The sequence below is a fragment of the Cognatundibacterium aquatile genome, assembly GCF_014699135.1.
Lineage (GTDB): Bacteria > Pseudomonadota > Gammaproteobacteria > Burkholderiales > Burkholderiaceae_D > Undibacterium > Undibacterium aquatile.
On the sequence record NZ_JACOFT010000002.1, the window covers coordinates 616,808 to 634,098 of the forward strand.

The 17,291-nt window shown below is 52.1% G+C and carries 18 protein-coding genes; 1 reads left to right on the top strand and 17 read right to left on the bottom strand.

The genetic code is table 11. The annotated features are described in order from the left end of the window. Nucleotides 1–13: 13 nt before the first annotated feature. The 15 genes from H8K26_RS07125 to H8K26_RS07195 all read right to left on the bottom strand — a co-directional run bounded on the left by H8K26_RS07125 (nt 14) and on the right by H8K26_RS07195 (nt 14,729). Entirely contained in the window at nt 14–832 is an 819-nt protein-coding gene (locus H8K26_RS07125; protein ID WP_190478387.1) for a uracil-DNA glycosylase family protein, read from the bottom strand. Continuing rightward, nucleotides 829–1,437, bottom strand: a complete 609-nt coding sequence (locus H8K26_RS07130) for a type II secretion system protein N (protein WP_190478389.1) — start codon at nt 1,435–1,437, stop codon at nt 829–831. Before H8K26_RS07130 ends, H8K26_RS07125 begins: the two co-directional genes overlap by 4 nt. An 11-nt stretch (nt 1,438–1,448) precedes the next feature. Further along, nucleotides 1,449–2,669 carry a type II secretion system inner membrane protein GspF gene (gene gspF / locus H8K26_RS07135; RefSeq protein WP_190478391.1) on the bottom strand — a complete coding sequence of 407 codons (1,221 nt, stop codon included), beginning with the start codon at nt 2,667–2,669 and terminating at the stop codon, nt 1,449–1,451. Nucleotides 2,670–2,674: 5 nt separating this feature from the next. Then, nucleotides 2,675–4,105 carry a type II secretion system ATPase GspE gene (gene gspE / locus H8K26_RS07140; protein ID WP_370587052.1) on the bottom strand — a complete coding sequence of 477 codons (1,431 nt, stop codon included), beginning with the start codon at nt 4,103–4,105 and terminating at the stop codon, nt 2,675–2,677. A 3-nt stretch (nt 4,106–4,108) separates the two neighbouring features. Continuing rightward, nucleotides 4,109–6,244, bottom strand: coding sequence for a type II secretion system secretin GspD (gspD, locus tag H8K26_RS07145; protein ID WP_190478393.1), 2,136 nt, complete (start codon nt 6,242–6,244; stop codon nt 4,109–4,111). A gap of 38 nt (nt 6,245–6,282) precedes the next feature. Next, nucleotides 6,283–7,032, bottom strand: a complete 750-nt coding sequence (gene gspN / locus H8K26_RS07150; RefSeq protein ID WP_223826882.1) for a type II secretion system protein N — start codon at nt 7,030–7,032, stop codon at nt 6,283–6,285. A 42-nt stretch (nt 7,033–7,074) separates the two neighbouring features. Continuing rightward, nucleotides 7,075–7,575, bottom strand: coding sequence for a type II secretion system protein GspM (gene gspM, locus H8K26_RS07155; protein ID WP_190478395.1), 501 nt, complete (start codon nt 7,573–7,575; stop codon nt 7,075–7,077). Then, complete coding sequence (gene gspL, locus H8K26_RS07160) at nt 7,575–8,828, bottom strand: type II secretion system protein GspL (RefSeq protein ID WP_190478397.1); 1,254 nt, start codon at nt 8,826–8,828, stop codon at nt 7,575–7,577. The genes gspM and gspL overlap by 1 nt, the downstream gene beginning before the upstream one ends. Nucleotides 8,829–8,833: 5 nt before the next feature. Further along, nucleotides 8,834–9,856 (bottom strand): type II secretion system minor pseudopilin GspK, encoded by a 1,023-nt coding sequence (gene gspK / locus H8K26_RS07165; RefSeq protein WP_190478399.1) that lies wholly within the window; start codon nt 9,854–9,856, stop codon nt 8,834–8,836. After that, nucleotides 9,856–10,488: a PulJ/GspJ family protein gene (locus tag H8K26_RS07170; protein WP_190478400.1), complete on the bottom strand. Its 633-nt coding sequence runs from the start codon at nt 10,486–10,488 to the stop codon at nt 9,856–9,858. Before H8K26_RS07170 ends, gspK begins: the two co-directional genes overlap by 1 nt. A 16-nt stretch (nt 10,489–10,504) precedes the next feature. Next, complete coding sequence (gspI, locus tag H8K26_RS07175) at nt 10,505–10,885, bottom strand: type II secretion system minor pseudopilin GspI (RefSeq protein WP_186883559.1); 381 nt, start codon at nt 10,883–10,885, stop codon at nt 10,505–10,507. A gap of 1 nt (nt 10,886) precedes the next feature. Then, a complete protein-coding gene (locus tag H8K26_RS07180; RefSeq protein ID WP_190478402.1) occupies nt 10,887–11,351 on the bottom strand; it encodes a GspH/FimT family pseudopilin in 465 nt (154 codons plus the stop codon). Between the two features lie 21 nt (nt 11,352–11,372). After that, the gene (gene gspG, locus H8K26_RS07185) at nt 11,373–11,843 is read right to left on the bottom strand and encodes a type II secretion system major pseudopilin GspG (RefSeq protein ID WP_186883561.1); all 471 of its coding nucleotides are present in this window, start codon (nt 11,841–11,843) and stop codon (nt 11,373–11,375) included. A gap of 324 nt (nt 11,844–12,167) precedes the next feature. Next, nucleotides 12,168–14,459 carry a xanthine dehydrogenase family protein molybdopterin-binding subunit gene (locus H8K26_RS07190; protein ID WP_190478404.1) on the bottom strand — a complete coding sequence of 764 codons (2,292 nt, stop codon included), beginning with the start codon at nt 14,457–14,459 and terminating at the stop codon, nt 12,168–12,170. Nucleotides 14,460–14,540: 81 nt separating this feature from the next. Beyond that, nucleotides 14,541–14,729 (bottom strand): DUF1289 domain-containing protein, encoded by a 189-nt coding sequence (locus H8K26_RS07195; RefSeq protein ID WP_190478406.1) that lies wholly within the window; start codon nt 14,727–14,729, stop codon nt 14,541–14,543. 365 nt (nt 14,730–15,094) lie between these two features. On the opposite strand from H8K26_RS07195, the gene H8K26_RS07200 reads away from it, so the two are divergent. After that, nucleotides 15,095–15,697 carry a MarC family protein gene (locus H8K26_RS07200; RefSeq protein ID WP_186883564.1) on the top strand — a complete coding sequence of 201 codons (603 nt, stop codon included), beginning with the start codon at nt 15,095–15,097 and terminating at the stop codon, nt 15,695–15,697. Between the two features lie 117 nt (nt 15,698–15,814). Here the strand turns inward: H8K26_RS07200 and H8K26_RS17880 are convergent, their stop codons facing one another. Both H8K26_RS17880 and H8K26_RS07205 read right to left on the bottom strand, forming a co-directional pair. Then, nucleotides 15,815–15,943: a hypothetical protein gene (locus H8K26_RS17880; protein ID WP_263398849.1), complete on the bottom strand. Its 129-nt coding sequence runs from the start codon at nt 15,941–15,943 to the stop codon at nt 15,815–15,817. 12 nt (nt 15,944–15,955) lie between these two features. Further along, complete coding sequence (locus H8K26_RS07205) at nt 15,956–17,197, bottom strand: CaiB/BaiF CoA transferase family protein (protein ID WP_190478408.1); 1,242 nt, start codon at nt 17,195–17,197, stop codon at nt 15,956–15,958. Nucleotides 17,198–17,291 lie beyond the last annotated feature (94 nt).

The following is a 17,291-nucleotide window of genomic DNA, read 5'->3' on the forward strand; positions in this document are numbered from 1 at the left end:
TAAGCGCATGCTTCTAACAAAAATTTTCCTTTGAGCAATTATGTAGTAATTGCATAGGACGAAAAAAATCCTGCATCTCTTTGTTTTTGATAAAACTCAGGTTATACGGGTGTTCTGCAAGGATTTGCGGAAAGTGCGCCGTTTCCGGAATCCGCTTCAACTGTTCTGCAATTTTTCCCCACAAAACAAGGGATGGCAGAGATGTAGAAGACTTCTGCCTCAGTAAACTGGCAAAAATGGCTTGTAAAAACGGCTGCCAGGATTTGCCATCCTTGACCGGTGCCACGTTATCACGAAAAACCAGCGTCGCATTCAGTAGCAGAAAGCCATGCTTGTGCATATTTTGTTGCAAATCAGCGAGTTTCCGGATAAACCTTGCACCATCATTCAAAGCAGAGGTGGCAACAGTTTTCATCACATCACCACTCGTATGCTCCTGATTGAGATCGCCGGTAGCGACCAGCAGCATTTTCATAAAGTTGCGTAACGACGTCGCACGATTGACTTTTTTAGATAAGCCAGAACCATCTTCAGCCCACAGACTGTCGACCGCACCATCCATAAAACAAACACCAGTTGCACTATCAGCGCGCGGATAAGGTCCCTCACCGATCAACACATAGCGAACTTCATTTAACGGTTGTTGAAACGCTGCAAACAAACGCCCTTCCGTCGGTAAAAATTCAGTCGAGCATAAGCGCGAAAAATATGTGGCATCTGCTGCATGCATCGCCTGTAAACCATTCAATATCGCAGGATGCCAGGATGGATGGGCGAGTTGTATGCAATCGGTAATCTGCGCTGGTAAATTGTCGGGACTGCGTACAGTCATTGTGCAGCACCAGGTATGCCAGGCATCACTGCAGGCAACGAGGCGGTAGAAAGCCCCGGAGTGACAACCGGACTCGGAACCGGTGCCGGACCGCCCGGCGGAACCGGCTGCGCCTGATGCGCAGGAAATGCCACCGGTGCCACAGGGTTAATGCCGATAATCTCGGTTGGCGGAGGACGAACCGGATTTGCTGCGATATTCACGACCGCATTTTGTAGCAGATCGACTCGACGAACCACGCCGTTATCTGAAATCAGCACATACTGCTCGTGCACTTCCTTCAATACAACACCGGGCGCAATCTGCATCTCAATCGCGACTGACTGCGCAGGTTTGCCATTGGCACTGACAATCGCCAGACTTTCTGCTGATCGCTTTGCGATGATCACACCTTTCAATTGATAATTGCTGGCTGCCATCTGACTTGCGGGCGCAGCACCGAACAAGCTGCCCCACTGCCCAGAACCAGGCTCTATGCTGTTCTGCTGAGTTGGTGCAGCAACACTACGGTTCTGTGGATTAAAAATACGCAAGCCCCAGAAACTGACAGTCACGCACAATAATGCAAATGCAATCACACTACACAAAAGAGGTAAACGCTTCATTTCTATCCTTGTCAGCGTACCAGCTGATTAATTTCAATAATAGGCATCAGGACTGCCAACACGATCAGCAAAACCACCGCGCCCATTGCGAGTATGAGTACAGGCTCCAGCAAACCGGCGATCGTCAGCGCCCTGCGTTCCAGATCCTGCTCCTGCGCATTCGATGCACGTTCCAGCATAGCAGGCAGCTCACCCGTGACTTCGCCTGCGCGTATCATATGAATCAGCATAGGTGGGAAATATTTATGCGCAGACAATGCCCGTGCCAGACTGACGCCCTCACGGACACTTGCCGTAGCATCCTCGACCTGAGCGCGCATTGCGACATTCGATAAGGTCTCCCGGCTCGTTTGCAGGGCACGTAAAATCGGCACGCCCGAACCTGTCGTAATCGCCAGCGTGCTGGCAAACCTGGACGTGTTTAAACTGCGCTCAAACTTGCCATAAACGGGTGCCGTCAACAACCACTGATGCCAGCGCATTTTTATTTCGGGATTTTTCAACGCAAGACGCCAAACTGAAAAAACCGCAATACCAAGCAAAGCAACCAGCCAACCATACACCCGCACAAAATCTGAGACGGCCAGCATCAACACGGTCAGCAGCGGCAGTTTTTGTTTGGTGTTCGCAAACACAGAAACAATTTGCGGCACCACATACGTCAGCAAGAAAATCACAATCGCAAATGCCACGACCGTCACAATCGCCGGATAAGTAAAAGCCAGCTTCACCTTCTGCACCAGCGCGTTACGACGTTCGATGTAATCGGCCAGACGCGACAAAACACGCGCCAGATGACCAATTTGTTCGCCTGACGCCACCAGAGCGCAATAGATATCGGCAAAATCATCCGGATGCTGTTTCAGTGCATCAGATAAGGCGGCGCCAGCCATTACCTCTGAGCGCACAGAAGCAATGATGTCGCGGATAAAGGTACGCTCAGATTGTTCCAGCAATGCTGTTAATGACTGTTCGAGCGGCAATCCTGCTTCCAGCAAACTGGCAAGCTGGCGGGTAAATAAAGCCAGCTCCACGCTGGATAAGCGCTCGGAGAAAAAAGAGCGTCGCTGACGGGCACCGCCGTCAGCATTGTTATTGATAGCCTCAACCGACACAGGAACAAGACCCTGTGCTCGCAAATCACTGCGCGCCGCTCTCGCACTATCGGCGTTTAACACACCGGTACTGCTACTGCCATGACTATCTATCGCTTCATATCGAAATGCCGGCACGGTAATTATTCCTTAGTGACGCGCAATAATTCTTCAGGCGTTGTCACGCCACTCTTCACCCAGCGATCGCCATCTTCGCGCATGGTTCTCATACCATTATGCTGAGCGGCAAGCCGGATTTCTGCCTCCGATGCCTGATGGTGAATCTGCGCACGGATGTCTTCCGTCGTCTGCAACAATTCATACACACCGACGCGCCCCTGATAACCAGTATGGCCGCAGTGTTCACAGCCGGTCGCATGCCATTGCCCACCCTCTTCACGACGGCAATGCGTACAAAGTTTGCGTACCAGACGTTGTGCGACGACGCCCAGCAATGACGAGGACAACAAGAAAGGTTCTATCCCCATATCCAGCAAACGGGTCACTGCGGCAGAAGAATCATTCGTATGTAAAGTCGCCAGAACCAGATGGCCTGTCAATGAGGCTTGTACTGCAATCTGCGCTGTTTCCAGATCACGGATCTCACCGATCATGATCACATCCGGATCCTGGCGCAAAATAGCGCGCAGCGCTTTGGCAAACGTCATGTCTATCTTCGCATTGACCTGCGTTTGCCCAACACCGGCCAATTCATATTCAATCGGATCTTCGACTGTCAGAATATTGGTTGTGCCGGCATTGACGCGAGATAGCGCAGCATACAGCGTCGTCGTTTTACCTGAACCAGTCGGCCCGGTAACCAGGACGATGCCGTGCGGCTGCGCGATCAGCTTATCAAAATTTTCAAGAACATCCGGACTCATGCCAAGATTACTCAGATCCAAACGCCCGGCTTCCTTATCCAGTAAACGTAACACGGCACGCTCACCATGACCGGTCGGCAAAGTCGAGACACGCACATCAACGGGCTTACCGCCAATCCGCAATGTGATGCGCCCATCCTGAGGCAAACGCTTTTCTGCGATATCCAGTTGCGCCATGATCTTAATACGTGAGATCAGGGAAGCATGAATTGCTTTACGCGGCCGAACGACGTCCCGTAACGATCCATCGATACGAAAACGCACGACTGAAATCTGTTCAAACGGTTCTATGTGAATATCGGAGGCGCCATCACGTAATGCCTGCGTCAACAGAGCATTAATCATACGAATGACGGGTGCATCGTCAGCCGATTCCAGTAAGTCTTCTATCGCTGGCATATCCAGCATCAGCTTCGCCAGATCAAGGTCGGACTCCACCTCGCCGACAACATCAGCAGCATCGCCGCCGGAGCCTGCATACGCTTTGGCAATCAGGTCACTCAGCGCATCGTGGCTAAGCATATTCAGCTTGATCGTGCCAAATTTACGCCCGACCTCAGCGATCGCAGCAGGGCTGGTTTTATTCGATACGGATAACTCTACCGGTGCCCCTGCGACAGCATTGTCGCGGCTGGCCAACACAGAAAAATCCCGCGCAAACCCGTATGGCAATAAGCGATTCTCCATCATGGCTTACTTGCTTTCCTGACCGCCGGACTTCGGCTTATCTGACGGTAGCGAAGTCAACGTCGACATCAGCTTGCCTTTTTCCATCTCAGGCAACTGCGCAGCCGGTACCCCATCCTTATTTGGTGCGATTTGCGTACGCATATAGTCGTAGCGATCAACAGAAACACTGTTGCTCTGATCTGCATTACGTATCACCGTCGGGCGCAAAAATACCATCAGATTAGTTTTGCCGCGCTTGGCCGTCTGATACTTAAACAAATTACCTATAACAGGAATATCCGCCAGACCCGTCACCTTTTCAACGGAGTCAGAAGTACTGTCTTCCATCAGGCCACCCAGCGCCAGAATCTGCCCATCTTCAACCAGCACATTGGTGGAAATGGAACGTTGTTTGGTAATCAGGCCTGACGAGGTCACCGTCGCAGATTCGTCAATACTTGAGCTTTCCTGATAGATCGCCAGCTTCACCGTACCGCCTTCGGAAATTTGCGGTTTGACAGTCAGTTTCAGACCAACTTCCTTACGTTCTATGGTCTGGAAAGGATTCACACCAGCCGTGCCTGTCGAAGCAGAAGTGGTGAACTGGCCGGTAATGAAAGGCACGTTTTTACCAACTACAATTTTTGCTTCTTCATTGTCCAGCGTGACCAGATTCGGCATCGACAAGATATTTGCATTGCCGCTGCTATTGAGGATATGCGCCACAGCCCCCAAACCCAGTTTACCGTTGATCTGCTTGAACACACCGATAGACAAACCATTGCCTGGTGTCGGCGTCGCTGCTGTGGCAAGACTGAGTATGTTATTTCCAGTTGTCGTAAATGCAGTGCCGCCACCAACACGATAATTGCTATTACTATCGCCAGACAACCCCAGCCATTGCACGCCGAATTCATTCGCTTTATCTGCACTGATTTCAACGATCAGCGCCTCGACATACACCTGCGCACGTCGTGCATCTAACTGATCAATCACGGAACGCAGGTTTTTATACACTGCTTCGCTCGCCGTAATGATCAATGTATTCGTTGCCGCATCGGCCTGAATGAAGCCGGCTGCACCACTGGAATTACCCGATGCAGAGCTGCTGCCGGACGATTGCGGCAACCCGCCAGTGACACCGGTATTACTTGTACCTGTAGAGGAATTAGACGTCAGCGGGCTATTCGTTCCATTCGCAGCGCTGCCTGTATTCGACAAACCGGTACTGGCAGGTAAGGCGCTGGTATCGCCGGAAATAATGGAACGCAAAGTCTGCGCCAGCTTCACCGCCTCGGCATTTTTGAGATAAACCACATGCACATTACCAGGCAATGCCGTTGGCTGATCCAGTTTGGCAATCAGCTCTTTAACCAGATTTGCACGCGCTGCCGAAGGGGCGCGCAACAAAACGGAATTGGTGCGCGGATCGGCCAGCAAGACTGCACGTCCACCTTCCGTCGCAGCGCCGTTATCGCTGAGTTTACTCACCAGTGCGGCGATATCACTCGCCATCGCGTGTTTGATAGGAATCACATCCATATCCACCGTCGCGGGAACATCTAAAGACGCAATAATTTTATTCAGACGTTTTAAGTTATCGGCGTAATCGGTAATCACCACCGAGTTATTACCCGGATTCGCATTAATCGTATTATTAGGCGAAATCAATGGCCGCAAAATCGTCACGACATTGGTCGCTGACTCATAATTCAGACGGTAAATCTGCGTTGCCACCTGATCGCCTCTGACCGATTCACCTTTCTCATTCTGCACAGACTGCGTAGGACCTGGTTGCAGCTTGGCGTCAGATTCCGGCACCACTTTGTAATAGCCATCTGCATACACAACCGCATACCCTTGCAGACGCAATGTCGACGTCAGCAGCTTGAACGCCTGTTCTTTTGTCAGCGGTTTTTCCGAGACTAACGTGACCTGACCTTTCACCCGTGGATCGATGATGAAAGTCGATCCTGTGTAATGACCAATCGCTTTAACAACAGATTCAATATCGGCACCGACAAAATTTAAATCCGCCGTATTTTGAGCTGGTGTTTGTGCCAACACAGAAGAGCTGATGAGACAACCGGCACTCAATACTGCCGCCCCTGTCATGACGGACAAGTGACGCATCGGTTTGCGTAAGGAATTGCTGATCATAGCTGCCTTGTTTTTTAATGGATATTTTTTCATTTGAACTATTTAAACTCTAAAGCGATGACATCCTGATCGCCGTCCTTACGGCGCTGCCCCAGCAAATTCAATAAATTTGCCAATCTTGCCTGCTGCCCTTCTTCTGCCCAGGCTTTGCCCGAAAACTGGAAATGGCCTCCGTTTAATGTACCGCTGCCGGCCAACATCATCGGCCCTTTTAAGGTATTCAGATGCAGATCGGCATTTGCGCCGTGTAAATCAAACGCCATGTTGTAGCTACCCAAAGGTTTGACCGGCGACAGACGCGATGCCATTTCCGACAATTCCAGCTGCAACTGCCCATATCCGTTCAGTCTGCCAGCATCCCGGGCAAAGCGTAAATTATTCCACGACATCCGCAATTTCCCGGTAGGCCCTATCGTATTCAGCGGAGCCCCCAGTCCTTCCAGCCGCTCTGTCGGCAACAGCAAACTTGCCGGACTCACCTGCAACTCTGAAAAATTACCCTGTATCTTGACGATGGCCGACAGCGATTCAGGATTATCCAGCTCAGCTTCGACTTGTGCCAGCAAGATCAGCGGTGAAATTTTCCACGCAAAGCGCCCTGCAAACAAAGGCGTCACCGGGCCACTGACACCGGAAGCAACGCCGACAAACGCCGAGCCACGCCAGAACGAACCTTGCACGTCACCAAGACTGAGTCGCCCCTGCGTTTGCTTTTCCAGTAAAGCACCAAGCCAACTGGCAGGCAAAAAAAACAAGACGGATAACGTGATACTGACGATGCCAGTCAAAATCCAAACCCAAGATCCCGCTGCTGACTTTACCGCCATAATTCAAAGTCCACCGCGTTGCTGTTTCAATGTCAGGCTGACGTTCACCTGCGCCGGTTCTGGCAAGGCGGTAAAACGCGCTTCCTCAACGGTCAAACGCGAAGATTTTTGCGTTTCCATCAGCCACTCCATGATATTCGCATAGGCGACCGTCTGAATTTGCAGGCGCACGATATCATCCGTCACGCTGAGTGTTTGCGCCTTAATGCCGCGTGTCGCCAGCGATGCCTCTACACTTTCACGGGTAACGGGCTCAGTCATCTGCGACAAACCCGCCGCCAGTTTGGATTGCTGTACGCTGAGCGCGCTGATCTCGGCAACTTGCTGGCGCAAAACAGGAATCTGTTTCAACAATTTAGTCCGCCCCGATAACGCCGGATCAAGAAAAATCTGATACACCAGCGCCAGCAAAATCACCGCAGCGGCAATGCTCAGCATACGGCGCTCGCGCGCATCGCGTTGTTCCCAGAACAGCGCAAACTCTTGCGTCAATTGCTTCTTCATCAGTTTTTTCCTCCCATGGTGATATGCAATATCCCATCGGGTGTGGCTTCCATACGCATAGACTGTTCCGCCAGTGCGCCGCGCAGCTGATCCAGCGGGATCTGCCCCGGCGATTTCACTTTGACATTCAAGCCGCGATCTTTATATTCCACCGACACCACGTCGGCTGGTTTGCCAAGCATCACACGTTCCCACACCTGGCTAAACTGCGCCGCCATCACAGCAAAATCATTCGGTGCAAACTGACCGGACAAGCGTTTCGCCAAATCCACTTTTTGCCGCATCTGCACTAAAGGATCGGGGATTGTCGTCTCTTTAGGAAAGCTGTTTTTATACGTCTGCATCAAAGCTGCGCTTAAATTTCTGGCTTCACGTTTCAGAGTGAACCATTCCATGTTTAAGGCAGCGATATTCAGTATCACCATCACTGCCAGCAAACGCAAAGGCCAGCGCCACAATGACCAGTCGATTGATGGTTTATGAACCGCGCCGACATCTGACATCAGATCCAGTGTTTTCAGACTGATGCCGCCAACTCTGTTTTGCCAGCTGATTGCCCGCACCTGACAACGCTCGTTCAGCGCCAGTGTCTGCAACAGTGCCTGATATTGCTCGACTTCATTAACGCCAACATACAATTCGACATTGGTTTCCGGTGCCAGCAAATTCAGCATGGCAATTGCACTATCACGCTCAGTCTCGGCCAGATTGAGGCCCATGCCTTGCAATTCAGATTGCCGGATCGTCAGCGCCAGCACGCCATCCCGGTTTTCAATCAACGCTGCAGCGTGATTTTCCTGACCCGGCAACGTCAGTGCGAGTTGCGATGGAAATGCGGCGATTTTCTTGACTGGCCAGTCTTTGACCTTCGCTGCAATCGTTTCCAGCCAAGCCCGGTCTGCGACGGCAACCGTTGCCTCACCATTCAGCACCGGTGTCGCTACCAGCGCCACATCGGCAGGGTCGGAAGTCAGTTGTTCCTCGAGCAGATTCGGTAACGCAGTTTTGAATTTCGCTGCCGACATGGGCGGCACTTTAATCGCGAGTAAACTGACATCACTGGCGGCCAGCAGTAAATGGAGCTGGCGGGCACCGACCGACAAGGCGCGTAACTCTGTCAGCGTTTGCAGACCCTGCTGCAATATATTGCCTTCTGCCGAAAATAAGGCGAACGGAAATGTCTGCGAAAACCAGTCCGGGCTGCTCTGAGCAGCCACCCGCGAGGGTAAAGAAATAGTGAGTGTACTTGCCATGTAATTTAGTTGTCTCTTACCCAAAGCACCGTCGTCGATGCGTCCTCTGCCCGCTCTATCAATGCGCTGACATCCATCAGCGAGCGGTTCATTTTAACCTTACCGTTCACCACAAAATAATTGGTTGAGGTATCGACCTCTTTATTAGAAGTCATTTTTGCCTTATCAGGAAAATGCGACTCAAAATCGGCAAAATTTCTGATATAAGCACGATCGCGGCTGGCAACCACCATTGCCGCATCCGATAAACTCATGCCCTCTATCCGCGCCGCCAACACCTCGGCGGGAGCCGTGTTCAGATTAATCGTCGTGATAACGGATTTGCGGGGCAAGGCGATCACATACGAACGCAATTTATTCACCATCTCTGGCGTATACCCCGGGATGGACAACAAATCATCGACCTGTGTAAACCGCAGGAATTGTACTGCAGCTTGCGCGTCTTCCGATGTAGTTTTTACATTACCGCCAGAATTGGCAGGCGCACTGGCGGGTGCGCTGTCCGGTGCACCTTTCGGTACCACCGCTTTCGGCTGGCTTTGCGCAATCGCGCTGGCAGTGCGCTGCGCCAGATCACCGGAGAAACGCAAATTCGTCAGCAAGCGCGCAAAGACGGCGGTTTCACGGCCATCCACGACGCCGTCCGTCGCCAGATTATTTAAGTTATATAAAGACTGCGCATCGATCACTTGCCCGGACAAACTGGCATCGCTGGCATCGGTGTCGGCCCGACCATTTTCAACATACTGATCCAGGCGCGTATCTTCGAGTCTGACCGCCCATGGCTCACCCAGATGATCGACATTGCTCTGTTTTTTATCTTCGCGCAGGATCAGCCTTGCCCAGTCGATCGCGCCACGCAATATCCATTTCTTTTGCAACTGCATGCGCTGATTTTCTATCGAACGCACCTGCACCTGTTGCTGCCAGAACAGGCTGGCAACAATCGTGATCGCCAGCGTCGTCAGCAACAGTGCGGTCACAACAGCGACGCCACGTTGCCGGGAATGATGAAAGGCAATCTGCATCAGCTTGCCCCCAGCAAAAATACTTTTGTCATCGGTGCTTCGCGCCCCTGCACTTGCATGGACACTTCCAGTCCGGCCAGTTTCGCACTCTTGATCGCGGGATTCTTTGCGGCACCATCCGTCGCAGCGTTTTGTATATCAGTGCCGTCGATCCGCCAGCCAGTCTCGCCCTGCGTCCAGGTGCGCATCGCCAGCGATGTCACATCGGTCTGCAACTGTATAACCGGCGTTACATCGGTATCAGCAGCGGCACTTTGCCAATCGTTTTCCAATGCCGCAATTTCACGGGTCGGCATCAGTTCACGCCGCCCCAGTTTGCCATCGACCACGCTATACACAATCACCTGAAAACGCAGCGGCTGATTATCTTCCAGTACCGAGCGTATCAACATCAGCTTGCTGCCCGCCGCACGCAATACGCTGCGTCCTTGCAGCAAGTTCGCATCCATCAGATGCGCGCAGTCATTTTCTATCTGGGCAAATGCCAACTGAATACCGCGTGTCTGCGCCATTTCCGCATTCAAGGCAACACGCGCGCGCACAATACCGTCCAGACCGCGCCAGCCAAGCACGGCAACAATGGCGAGTATCGTGATCGCCACCAGCAATTCAATCAGGGTAAAACCGCGCATTGCGGCTGATCGGCGATTACAATGCATTCGGCACCACCTGAGTCAGCTTAATAATGCGTCGTGCGGGTTTATCTGTTTCATAAACGAAGACTTCGACGCGCCGAAATGAGGGATTCGGTGTCGCGATCACATGTTCTTCGCAGGTCAGTTTTAAATCAGCCTGCGGACATTCAAACGTACGTTCCCCCAGTGAAGGCCATTCGCGCGCCAGACGGATTTGCGACAAGCGGTTTTCCGCTGACCACGTCGCCATCAGCGAAATGCGCAGGTCATTGCTGTTTTGCGTCAGGCTGCCGACCGCACGCAGGCTCGCGCCCAGCGCAGTACCAACGATGACCAGCGCTACCAGCACTTCCAGCAAGGTAAAACCAGCGTGACGAGGGAGTTTCAGACGCATCTCATTCCACGGAAAAATGTCCGACGCCATCGGCGCGGATACGCACACTGCCATCCGGCACACGTAAAGTGATAATAAAAGGCTTATCGACAGGCTCGCGGCCAAACACAACCCGCACCGCTGCCGCCTGATTGCTTGGCGGCTCCATACTCAGTTCTACCGGAGAAATTTCAAATGCGCGATCACGCAACATGTCATCGCGCAGCGGCAACCAGACCCGGTCTTCGCGTACCTGAAAACGGTAGCCGTACTGATCCGCTTCAAATGCGACTGGCAAATTGCGCAGAATGGCCTCATCCCGCGCCAGTTGCAACAGCAAGGCAATGCGATTCGCGTCTTGTTCGACGCGCTGACGTGGACTCGGCATCGCGTTAAACGCGACCGCGCCCAGCATCAGACCGGCGATCACCATCACTACCAGCAATTCGAGTAGTGTAAAGCCGTGCTGCCTGCTTCGCAGTGTCATGAGTGGGAAACGATGCAGAGTTTACAAATCCCAGGAGCCGATATCGGCATCTTTTTCAACACCACCCGGCTGACCATCCGCACCGAGAGAGAAAACATCGACTTCACCTTTAATGCCTGGTGACAGATACTGATACGGACTACCCCATGGGTCTTTAGGTAATTTATCGATGTATCCACCAGTTTTCCAACCGTTCGCCGCAGGACCGGAAGTCGGCTTGGTAATCAAGGCCTGCAAACCCTGTTCTGTGGTGGGATAGCGCTGATTGTCGAGGCGATATAACTTGAGTGCCGACATCAGGGTAGAAATATCCTGCTTCGCCGCCGAGATACGCGCATCATCGGTACGACCCATCAGCTTAGGCACGACCAGTGCCGCCAATATACCCATAATCACGACCACGACCATAATTTCGATCAGCGTAAAACCACGCGAACGACGGGATTGACGAGATGCCGCTGGCAAAACTGAAATCGATTGAGAAGTAAACATAAGCCTATCTATTAATTCGGTAAATTCTAATAATTCGGTTAATTCTGTCAATCCGCTCTGAGAGGGTCTCTGCACAACCAAGGAATCCTGAACACCAAAACACTGGCACCCTGCATTAGCTTGATTATCTGCTTTGCGATTACCCGTCTCATCCGGAGCGAAGCAGTATAAAGCGGGAACATGACAACATGATTATTTGTTACTTAAAAATAACAAAAAAAGTGAACTTTTACTATACTCCCCCCTGTTTTTCTGAAAACCACCTTAATGTCAGCATAAACAAAGGGGCTAAATAAATACTCCCCCCCAGTATATTTAGGCCATTCAGGCCAGTTTCAGCGGCAAACTGCGTAGTCGCTGGCCTGTCAGCTTAAATACCGCATTCGCCACCGCTGGTGCAATTGGCGGCACGCCCGGTTCACCGATGCCCTCAGGCGGCTCTGCACTCGGAATAATCACGACCTCAATCTGTGGCGCTTCGTTGATGCGCAACACCGGGTAATCGTGAAAATTACTCTGCACGACCTTGCCGTCTTTGATCGTCACTTCGCCATACAATGCCGCACTCAGACCAAAAATGACTGCCGATTCCATCTGCTGCGTAATGATATTGGGATTGACGGCAATGCCGCAATCGACCGCACAGACCACCCGGTGTACGCGGATTTGTCCGTTCTGCACCGAGACTTCGGCCACTTCCGCGACGACACTGCCGAATGACTGATGCAAAGCGACGCCATGCGCACGACCTTCGGCTGGCTTTCCCGCTTTATTCATCGCGGCATCGAGCACCGTCAGATGACGTTTCCGGTTCGCCAGCAAACCACGCCGGAAATCCACCGGATCAGCGCCCGCAGCATGCGCCAGCTCATCGATAAAACTCTCTTTAAAAAAGGCATTATGCGAGTGCCCGACCGAACGCCAGAAGCCGACAGGCACAGGCGTAGGCACAATCACATGGGCAATTTTCTGATGTGCAATTTGATACGGCATATCAAATTCACCTTCCGCCGTCGTCTTATCCGGCCCCGCCCCCGGCAAACCAAAAGTCCGTTTCAGCACCTGATGCATGATAGATCCAGACGCCGATTTATTATCGTAGGCCAGTACCTTACCCTTATCGTCAAGCGCCGCCGCAAACCGCGCCAGCGCTGCCGGACGATACATATCATGCGCCATATCTTCTTCGCGGCTCCAGATCAGCTTGACCGGCAAGCCCTGCGTCTGCTTTGCAATCGCCACCGCCTGCGCCACCATATCCACCTCTAAACGGCGACCAAAGCCACCACCCAGAAAACACATGTGCAACTGCACCTGTTCAGCACCGATGCCCGCAGCTTTGGCGGCCACCGCCACGGCAATGCTTGGCACCTGGGTGGATACCCACAAATCCAGCTTGCCGTCTTTCAGTTGCGCCGTGCAATTCATCGGCTCCATCGTGGCGTGTGCAAGAAACGGGGCACGATATTCGGCCTTGATGGTTTTTGCGACCGAGGTGCCAGCTACAGCCACTTCCTTAGAGTCGGCCAAAATCGCAGCAGCATCACCTTGTTTGTAATAAGTGAAGCCAGATTCGCTATCGAGTTTTTCTGCCAGCTCTTTGAATACAGACTCCGTCGATAACTGCGCATGCGCACCGGCATCCCACTCCACCGGCAATGCGGCTAAGGCCGTTTTCGCCGTCCAATAGTTTTTGGCGACGACAGCCACACCAGCAACACCGGCCTCGCCAACGGCGGCGGAAAAATCGACGACATGCGTGACGCCAGGCATCGCCAGCACCGGGGCCTGATCCACGCGTTTAATCTTGCCGCCGATGACCGGGCTTAATTTCAGTGCCGCGAACAGCATTCCAGCCGGATGCGCATCGATCCCGAACTGCGCACTGCCATCCACTTTAGCTTTGGCATCGGTGCGCGGCTCGGGATGGCCGATCAGCTTAAATTCTGCAGGCGCTTTCAGCCGTATCTGCGCAGGCTTAGTTTCAGCTGCACTGGCTGCCAGCTCACCGTAAGACTTTTGCTTGCCGGATGCGTGCTTCACCATACCATTCGCGGTCGTACACTGATCTGCAGGCACGTTCCACTCTTTCGCCGCTGCGGCAATCAGCATCGCACGCGCTGCCGCCCCCGCCTCACGCATAGGCAACCACGCATCCTTGACGCTGGAAGACCCACCCGTTACCTGCAGGCCCAGTTCGCGCGCGGTTTTCAATGTCATCCACTGAGCGAATTGTTTGATCACACCTTGATCGTCAGGATGAAAAGGCAGGCCATCGGCCAGCATAGAAAGATTGCCGTAGATTTTATCGATGGGCGCTGGCATGGTTTTGACTTGCGCCATCGCGACATCAAGTTCTTCGGCCACCAACATTTGCAACGCGGTGTGTATACCCTGCCCCATTTCGCTGCGATGCATGGCAACAGTGACGCTACCGTCTTTGGCGATTTTTATCCAGCCATTGAGTGCGACTTCATCATTCACCACAGGCAAAGAATGCGCCGCATTCAAGCGCTGGCGCGGCGGCATGATCCCCCAACCGACAAGCAAAGCACCAGCAGCACCGGCTGCGCCTAAAATAAAGCGGCGACGCCCTGTTTTCTTGATGTCTGACATTACCTGGTCTCCATTTTCAGTATTTTTTATTTTTTAAATTAAGAGTGATCAAGGATCAATAAATTTGCCTCGGTTGCCGTCTCAGCTATTCCTTCGCGGATATCCTTGCGACAAAATACGTTGCCAGACGACTTCTTTTTGTTCTGCATTCATAAACACCCAGTCCGCCACTTCGGTGACAGTGCGGCCGCAGCCGCGACAAATTTCATCGAAGGTCGTGGAACACACCGCCACACAAGGCGTATCCGGGCGTTCTTTTGTTCCACTCATGATTCATACCATCCAGCGCAACTCTGCTTGTCTTTACCGTACAAGACGAAGCAGACACATTCAAAAAAATAAAAGACAGGCATGCACCTATCCGAGGAGTAATAGTAACGCTAATTATGCTGTATCGCTCTGGTGCGAAAGTTCTATTTCCGGCAAAACCGCCGACTAGCCGCTGCTTTGATTGACAGCCACAGTCAAAGCACAGGAAAATTGAGCCTCTTCAGCTTGCGACTCAACATAAAAGGCACTGCAAACTGATCAACACTGACCATCTGTAGCACCAGTTCCTGTCATCACTACCGCAGCGACACAGGTCGCAACCATCAGAATATTCTGGTTTCACTATTCAATAGAAAATGTAATTCATGGCACAAGATTTTTTTCAAACCCTGATCCTTCTGGTCATCGTTACCGACCCGTTCGGCAACGTACCGATTTTCGTCAGCGCACTCTCACACGTTTCGCCAGAACGGCGTTGGCGCGTGATCGTACGCGAATGCGGCATTGCCTTTATTTTGCTGCTGCTGTTTATGTTTTTCGGCAAAAATTTTCTGACAGCCTTGCAATTATCAGAAATTTCCATCCGCATCGGTGGCGGCGTGATTCTGTTCCTGATCGCATTGCGTATGGTATTTCCGCAGGAAGGCGGGATTTTTGGCGACACTGAGGACAATCACGAACCCTTCATTGTGCCGCTCGCCATTCCGGCGCTGGCGGGTCCGTCTGCACTGGCAACGGTGCTGCTGTTTTCATCTGACAATAATCAGGAAATGCTGGTGCATCTGGGCGCGCTGACCGCCGTGGCGGTGGTCTGGCTGATCGTCTTACTAAGTGCAGAACGTATGCAACGAGTGTTAGGTGCTCACGTGATGACGGCATTTGAACGCCTGATGGGCTTAATACTTGCCGCGATGTCGATAGAAATGCTGCTGGCCGGCTTCCGCGAATATATCAAAACGCTGAGCTGACGAAACATTCTCTAAGTCAGAAACAGAAAGAAGACCACGCGATCAGCCTGAGTTTTTAATTGATTAAAATTCAGGCTGATTTTCTCTGATGAATTCTTACTCTGACGCTCTCAGATTTCAGCCGACAACAGCCATATTCGCAACTGGCGGCAACTCTGCCGCAAACAACTTGCTGTTAAACGTGAAGTAGCCCAATAAAAATAATACCAGGGCAATCAGGAACTGCTTCCAGAACTGACGATTCATTGCGATCTCCGTTTAAATAATTTTTTTATTTTGTAATTCTGCGATGTCTGCCTCAGAGTAACCAAGCGCAGATAATACCTCGTCGTTGTGCTCACCAAGCTCAGGGCCCAGCCAGGCGGTTTGTCCCGGTGTTTCTGATAACTTAGGCGAAATCGCGGGCAACTTAATTCCCTCGCCATCCGCGAAATGATGCTGCTCAAACATCTGCCGCGCCTGAAATTGCGGATCATTCATCATATCGCGCACCGAGTATATTTTGCCGACCGGCACATCCGCCGCTTTCAGTATTTGCAAGGCACTATCGATATTCTGTGTCGCACACCAATCCTGTATCGCTGCATCAATTTCCGCCGTGCGCGGCACGCGGCCGTCATTCCGTACCAGCGCGTGATCATGCGCCAGATCTTCGCGCTGTATCGCCTTCATCAGGCGATGAAAAATCGCATCACCATTGCCTGCGATCACAATATTTTCGCCGTCACCAGTGGTATAGGTATTCGATGGCACAATGCCGGGCAACGCACCACCGGTACGTTCGCGCACAACACCGGCAACATCAAATTCCGGTACCAGCGATTCCATCAGATTAAAGACCGACTCATACAAGGCAACATCCACCATCTGCCCCTGCCCGCCAACACTGTGTTCACCGCTTTTTCCATTCCAGCGACCACCTGTGACATCACGATGGCGCAACGCCATCATCGCACCAATGACACCGTGCAACGCGGCGACAGAATCACCGATAGAAATACCCACCCGCACCGGCGGCCTGTCAGCGTGGCCGGAGACGTAACGCAAGCCGCCCATAGATTCACCGATAGCACCAAAGCCAGGTTGATCTTTCATTGGCCCAGTCTGGCCATAACCAGACAAACGCACCATGATCGTCGCCGGATTCAGCGCCTTCAACTGTTCATAGCCCAACTGCCATTTTTCCAGCACGCCTGGACGATAATTTTCGATGATGATATCGGCATCCAGCGCAAGCCGACGGGCGATCTCCTGCCCCTCCGCGCTTTTCATATTCAGGGTGATACTTTTTTTATTGCGTGCCTGCACACTCCACCAGAGTGAAGTCCCGTCTTTTAATACACGCCACTGACGCAAAGGATCACCACCATCCGGCGACTCAACCTTAATCACATCAGCACCGAATTCTGCCAGCATGCGAGCGCAAAAAGGCCCTGCAATCAGAGTGCCCAATTCAAGAACTTTGATACCTGCCAAAGGGCCCTTGCGATTTTGTGTCATGAGGTGGAAGAAAGTAAAAGGAAGTCAGGGAAGAAAGAAAGTTAATGGATTTCCGGGTCTGGATTGCGCCTCACAGATTCATCAACATCGATAG

What these genes read in the sequence shown, in the direction of transcription:
- H8K26_RS07125 (WP_190478387.1), bottom strand. Translation starts at nt 832, where the DNA reads ATGACTGTACGCAGTCCCGACAATTTACCAGCGCAGATTACCGATTGC.
- H8K26_RS07130 (WP_190478389.1), bottom strand. Translation starts at nt 1,437, where the DNA reads ATGAAGCGTTTACCTCTTTTGTGTAGTGTGATTGCATTTGCATTATTG.
- gspE (WP_370587052.1), bottom strand. Translation starts at nt 4,105, where the DNA reads ATGATGGAGAATCGCTTATTGCCATACGGGTTTGCGCGGGATTTTTCT.
- gspD (WP_190478393.1), bottom strand. Translation starts at nt 6,244, where the DNA reads ATGATCAGCAATTCCTTACGCAAACCGATGCGTCACTTGTCCGTCATG.
- gspM (WP_190478395.1), bottom strand. Translation starts at nt 7,575, where the DNA reads ATGAAGAAGCAATTGACGCAAGAGTTTGCGCTGTTCTGGGAACAACGC.
- gspL (WP_190478397.1), bottom strand. Translation starts at nt 8,828, where the DNA reads ATGGCAAGTACACTCACTATTTCTTTACCCTCGCGGGTGGCTGCTCAG.
- gspK (WP_190478399.1), bottom strand. Translation starts at nt 9,856, where the DNA reads ATGCAGATTGCCTTTCATCATTCCCGGCAACGTGGCGTCGCTGTTGTG.
- H8K26_RS07170 (WP_190478400.1), bottom strand. Translation starts at nt 10,488, where the DNA reads ATGCGCGGTTTTACCCTGATTGAATTGCTGGTGGCGATCACGATACTC.
- gspI (WP_186883559.1), bottom strand. Translation starts at nt 10,885, where the DNA reads ATGCGTCTGAAACTCCCTCGTCACGCTGGTTTTACCTTGCTGGAAGTG.
- H8K26_RS07180 (WP_190478402.1), bottom strand. Translation starts at nt 11,351, where the DNA reads ATGACACTGCGAAGCAGGCAGCACGGCTTTACACTACTCGAATTGCTG.
- gspG (WP_186883561.1), bottom strand. Translation starts at nt 11,843, where the DNA reads ATGTTTACTTCTCAATCGATTTCAGTTTTGCCAGCGGCATCTCGTCAA.
- H8K26_RS07190 (WP_190478404.1), bottom strand. Translation starts at nt 14,459, where the DNA reads ATGTCAGACATCAAGAAAACAGGGCGTCGCCGCTTTATTTTAGGCGCA.
- H8K26_RS07195 (WP_190478406.1), bottom strand. Translation starts at nt 14,729, where the DNA reads ATGAGTGGAACAAAAGAACGCCCGGATACGCCTTGTGTGGCGGTGTGT.
- H8K26_RS07200 (WP_186883564.1), top strand. Translation starts at nt 15,095, where the DNA reads ATGGCACAAGATTTTTTTCAAACCCTGATCCTTCTGGTCATCGTTACC.
- H8K26_RS17880 (WP_263398849.1), bottom strand. Translation starts at nt 15,943, where the DNA reads ATGAATCGTCAGTTCTGGAAGCAGTTCCTGATTGCCCTGGTATTATTT.
- H8K26_RS07205 (WP_190478408.1), bottom strand. Translation starts at nt 17,197, where the DNA reads ATGACACAAAATCGCAAGGGCCCTTTGGCAGGTATCAAAGTTCTTGAA.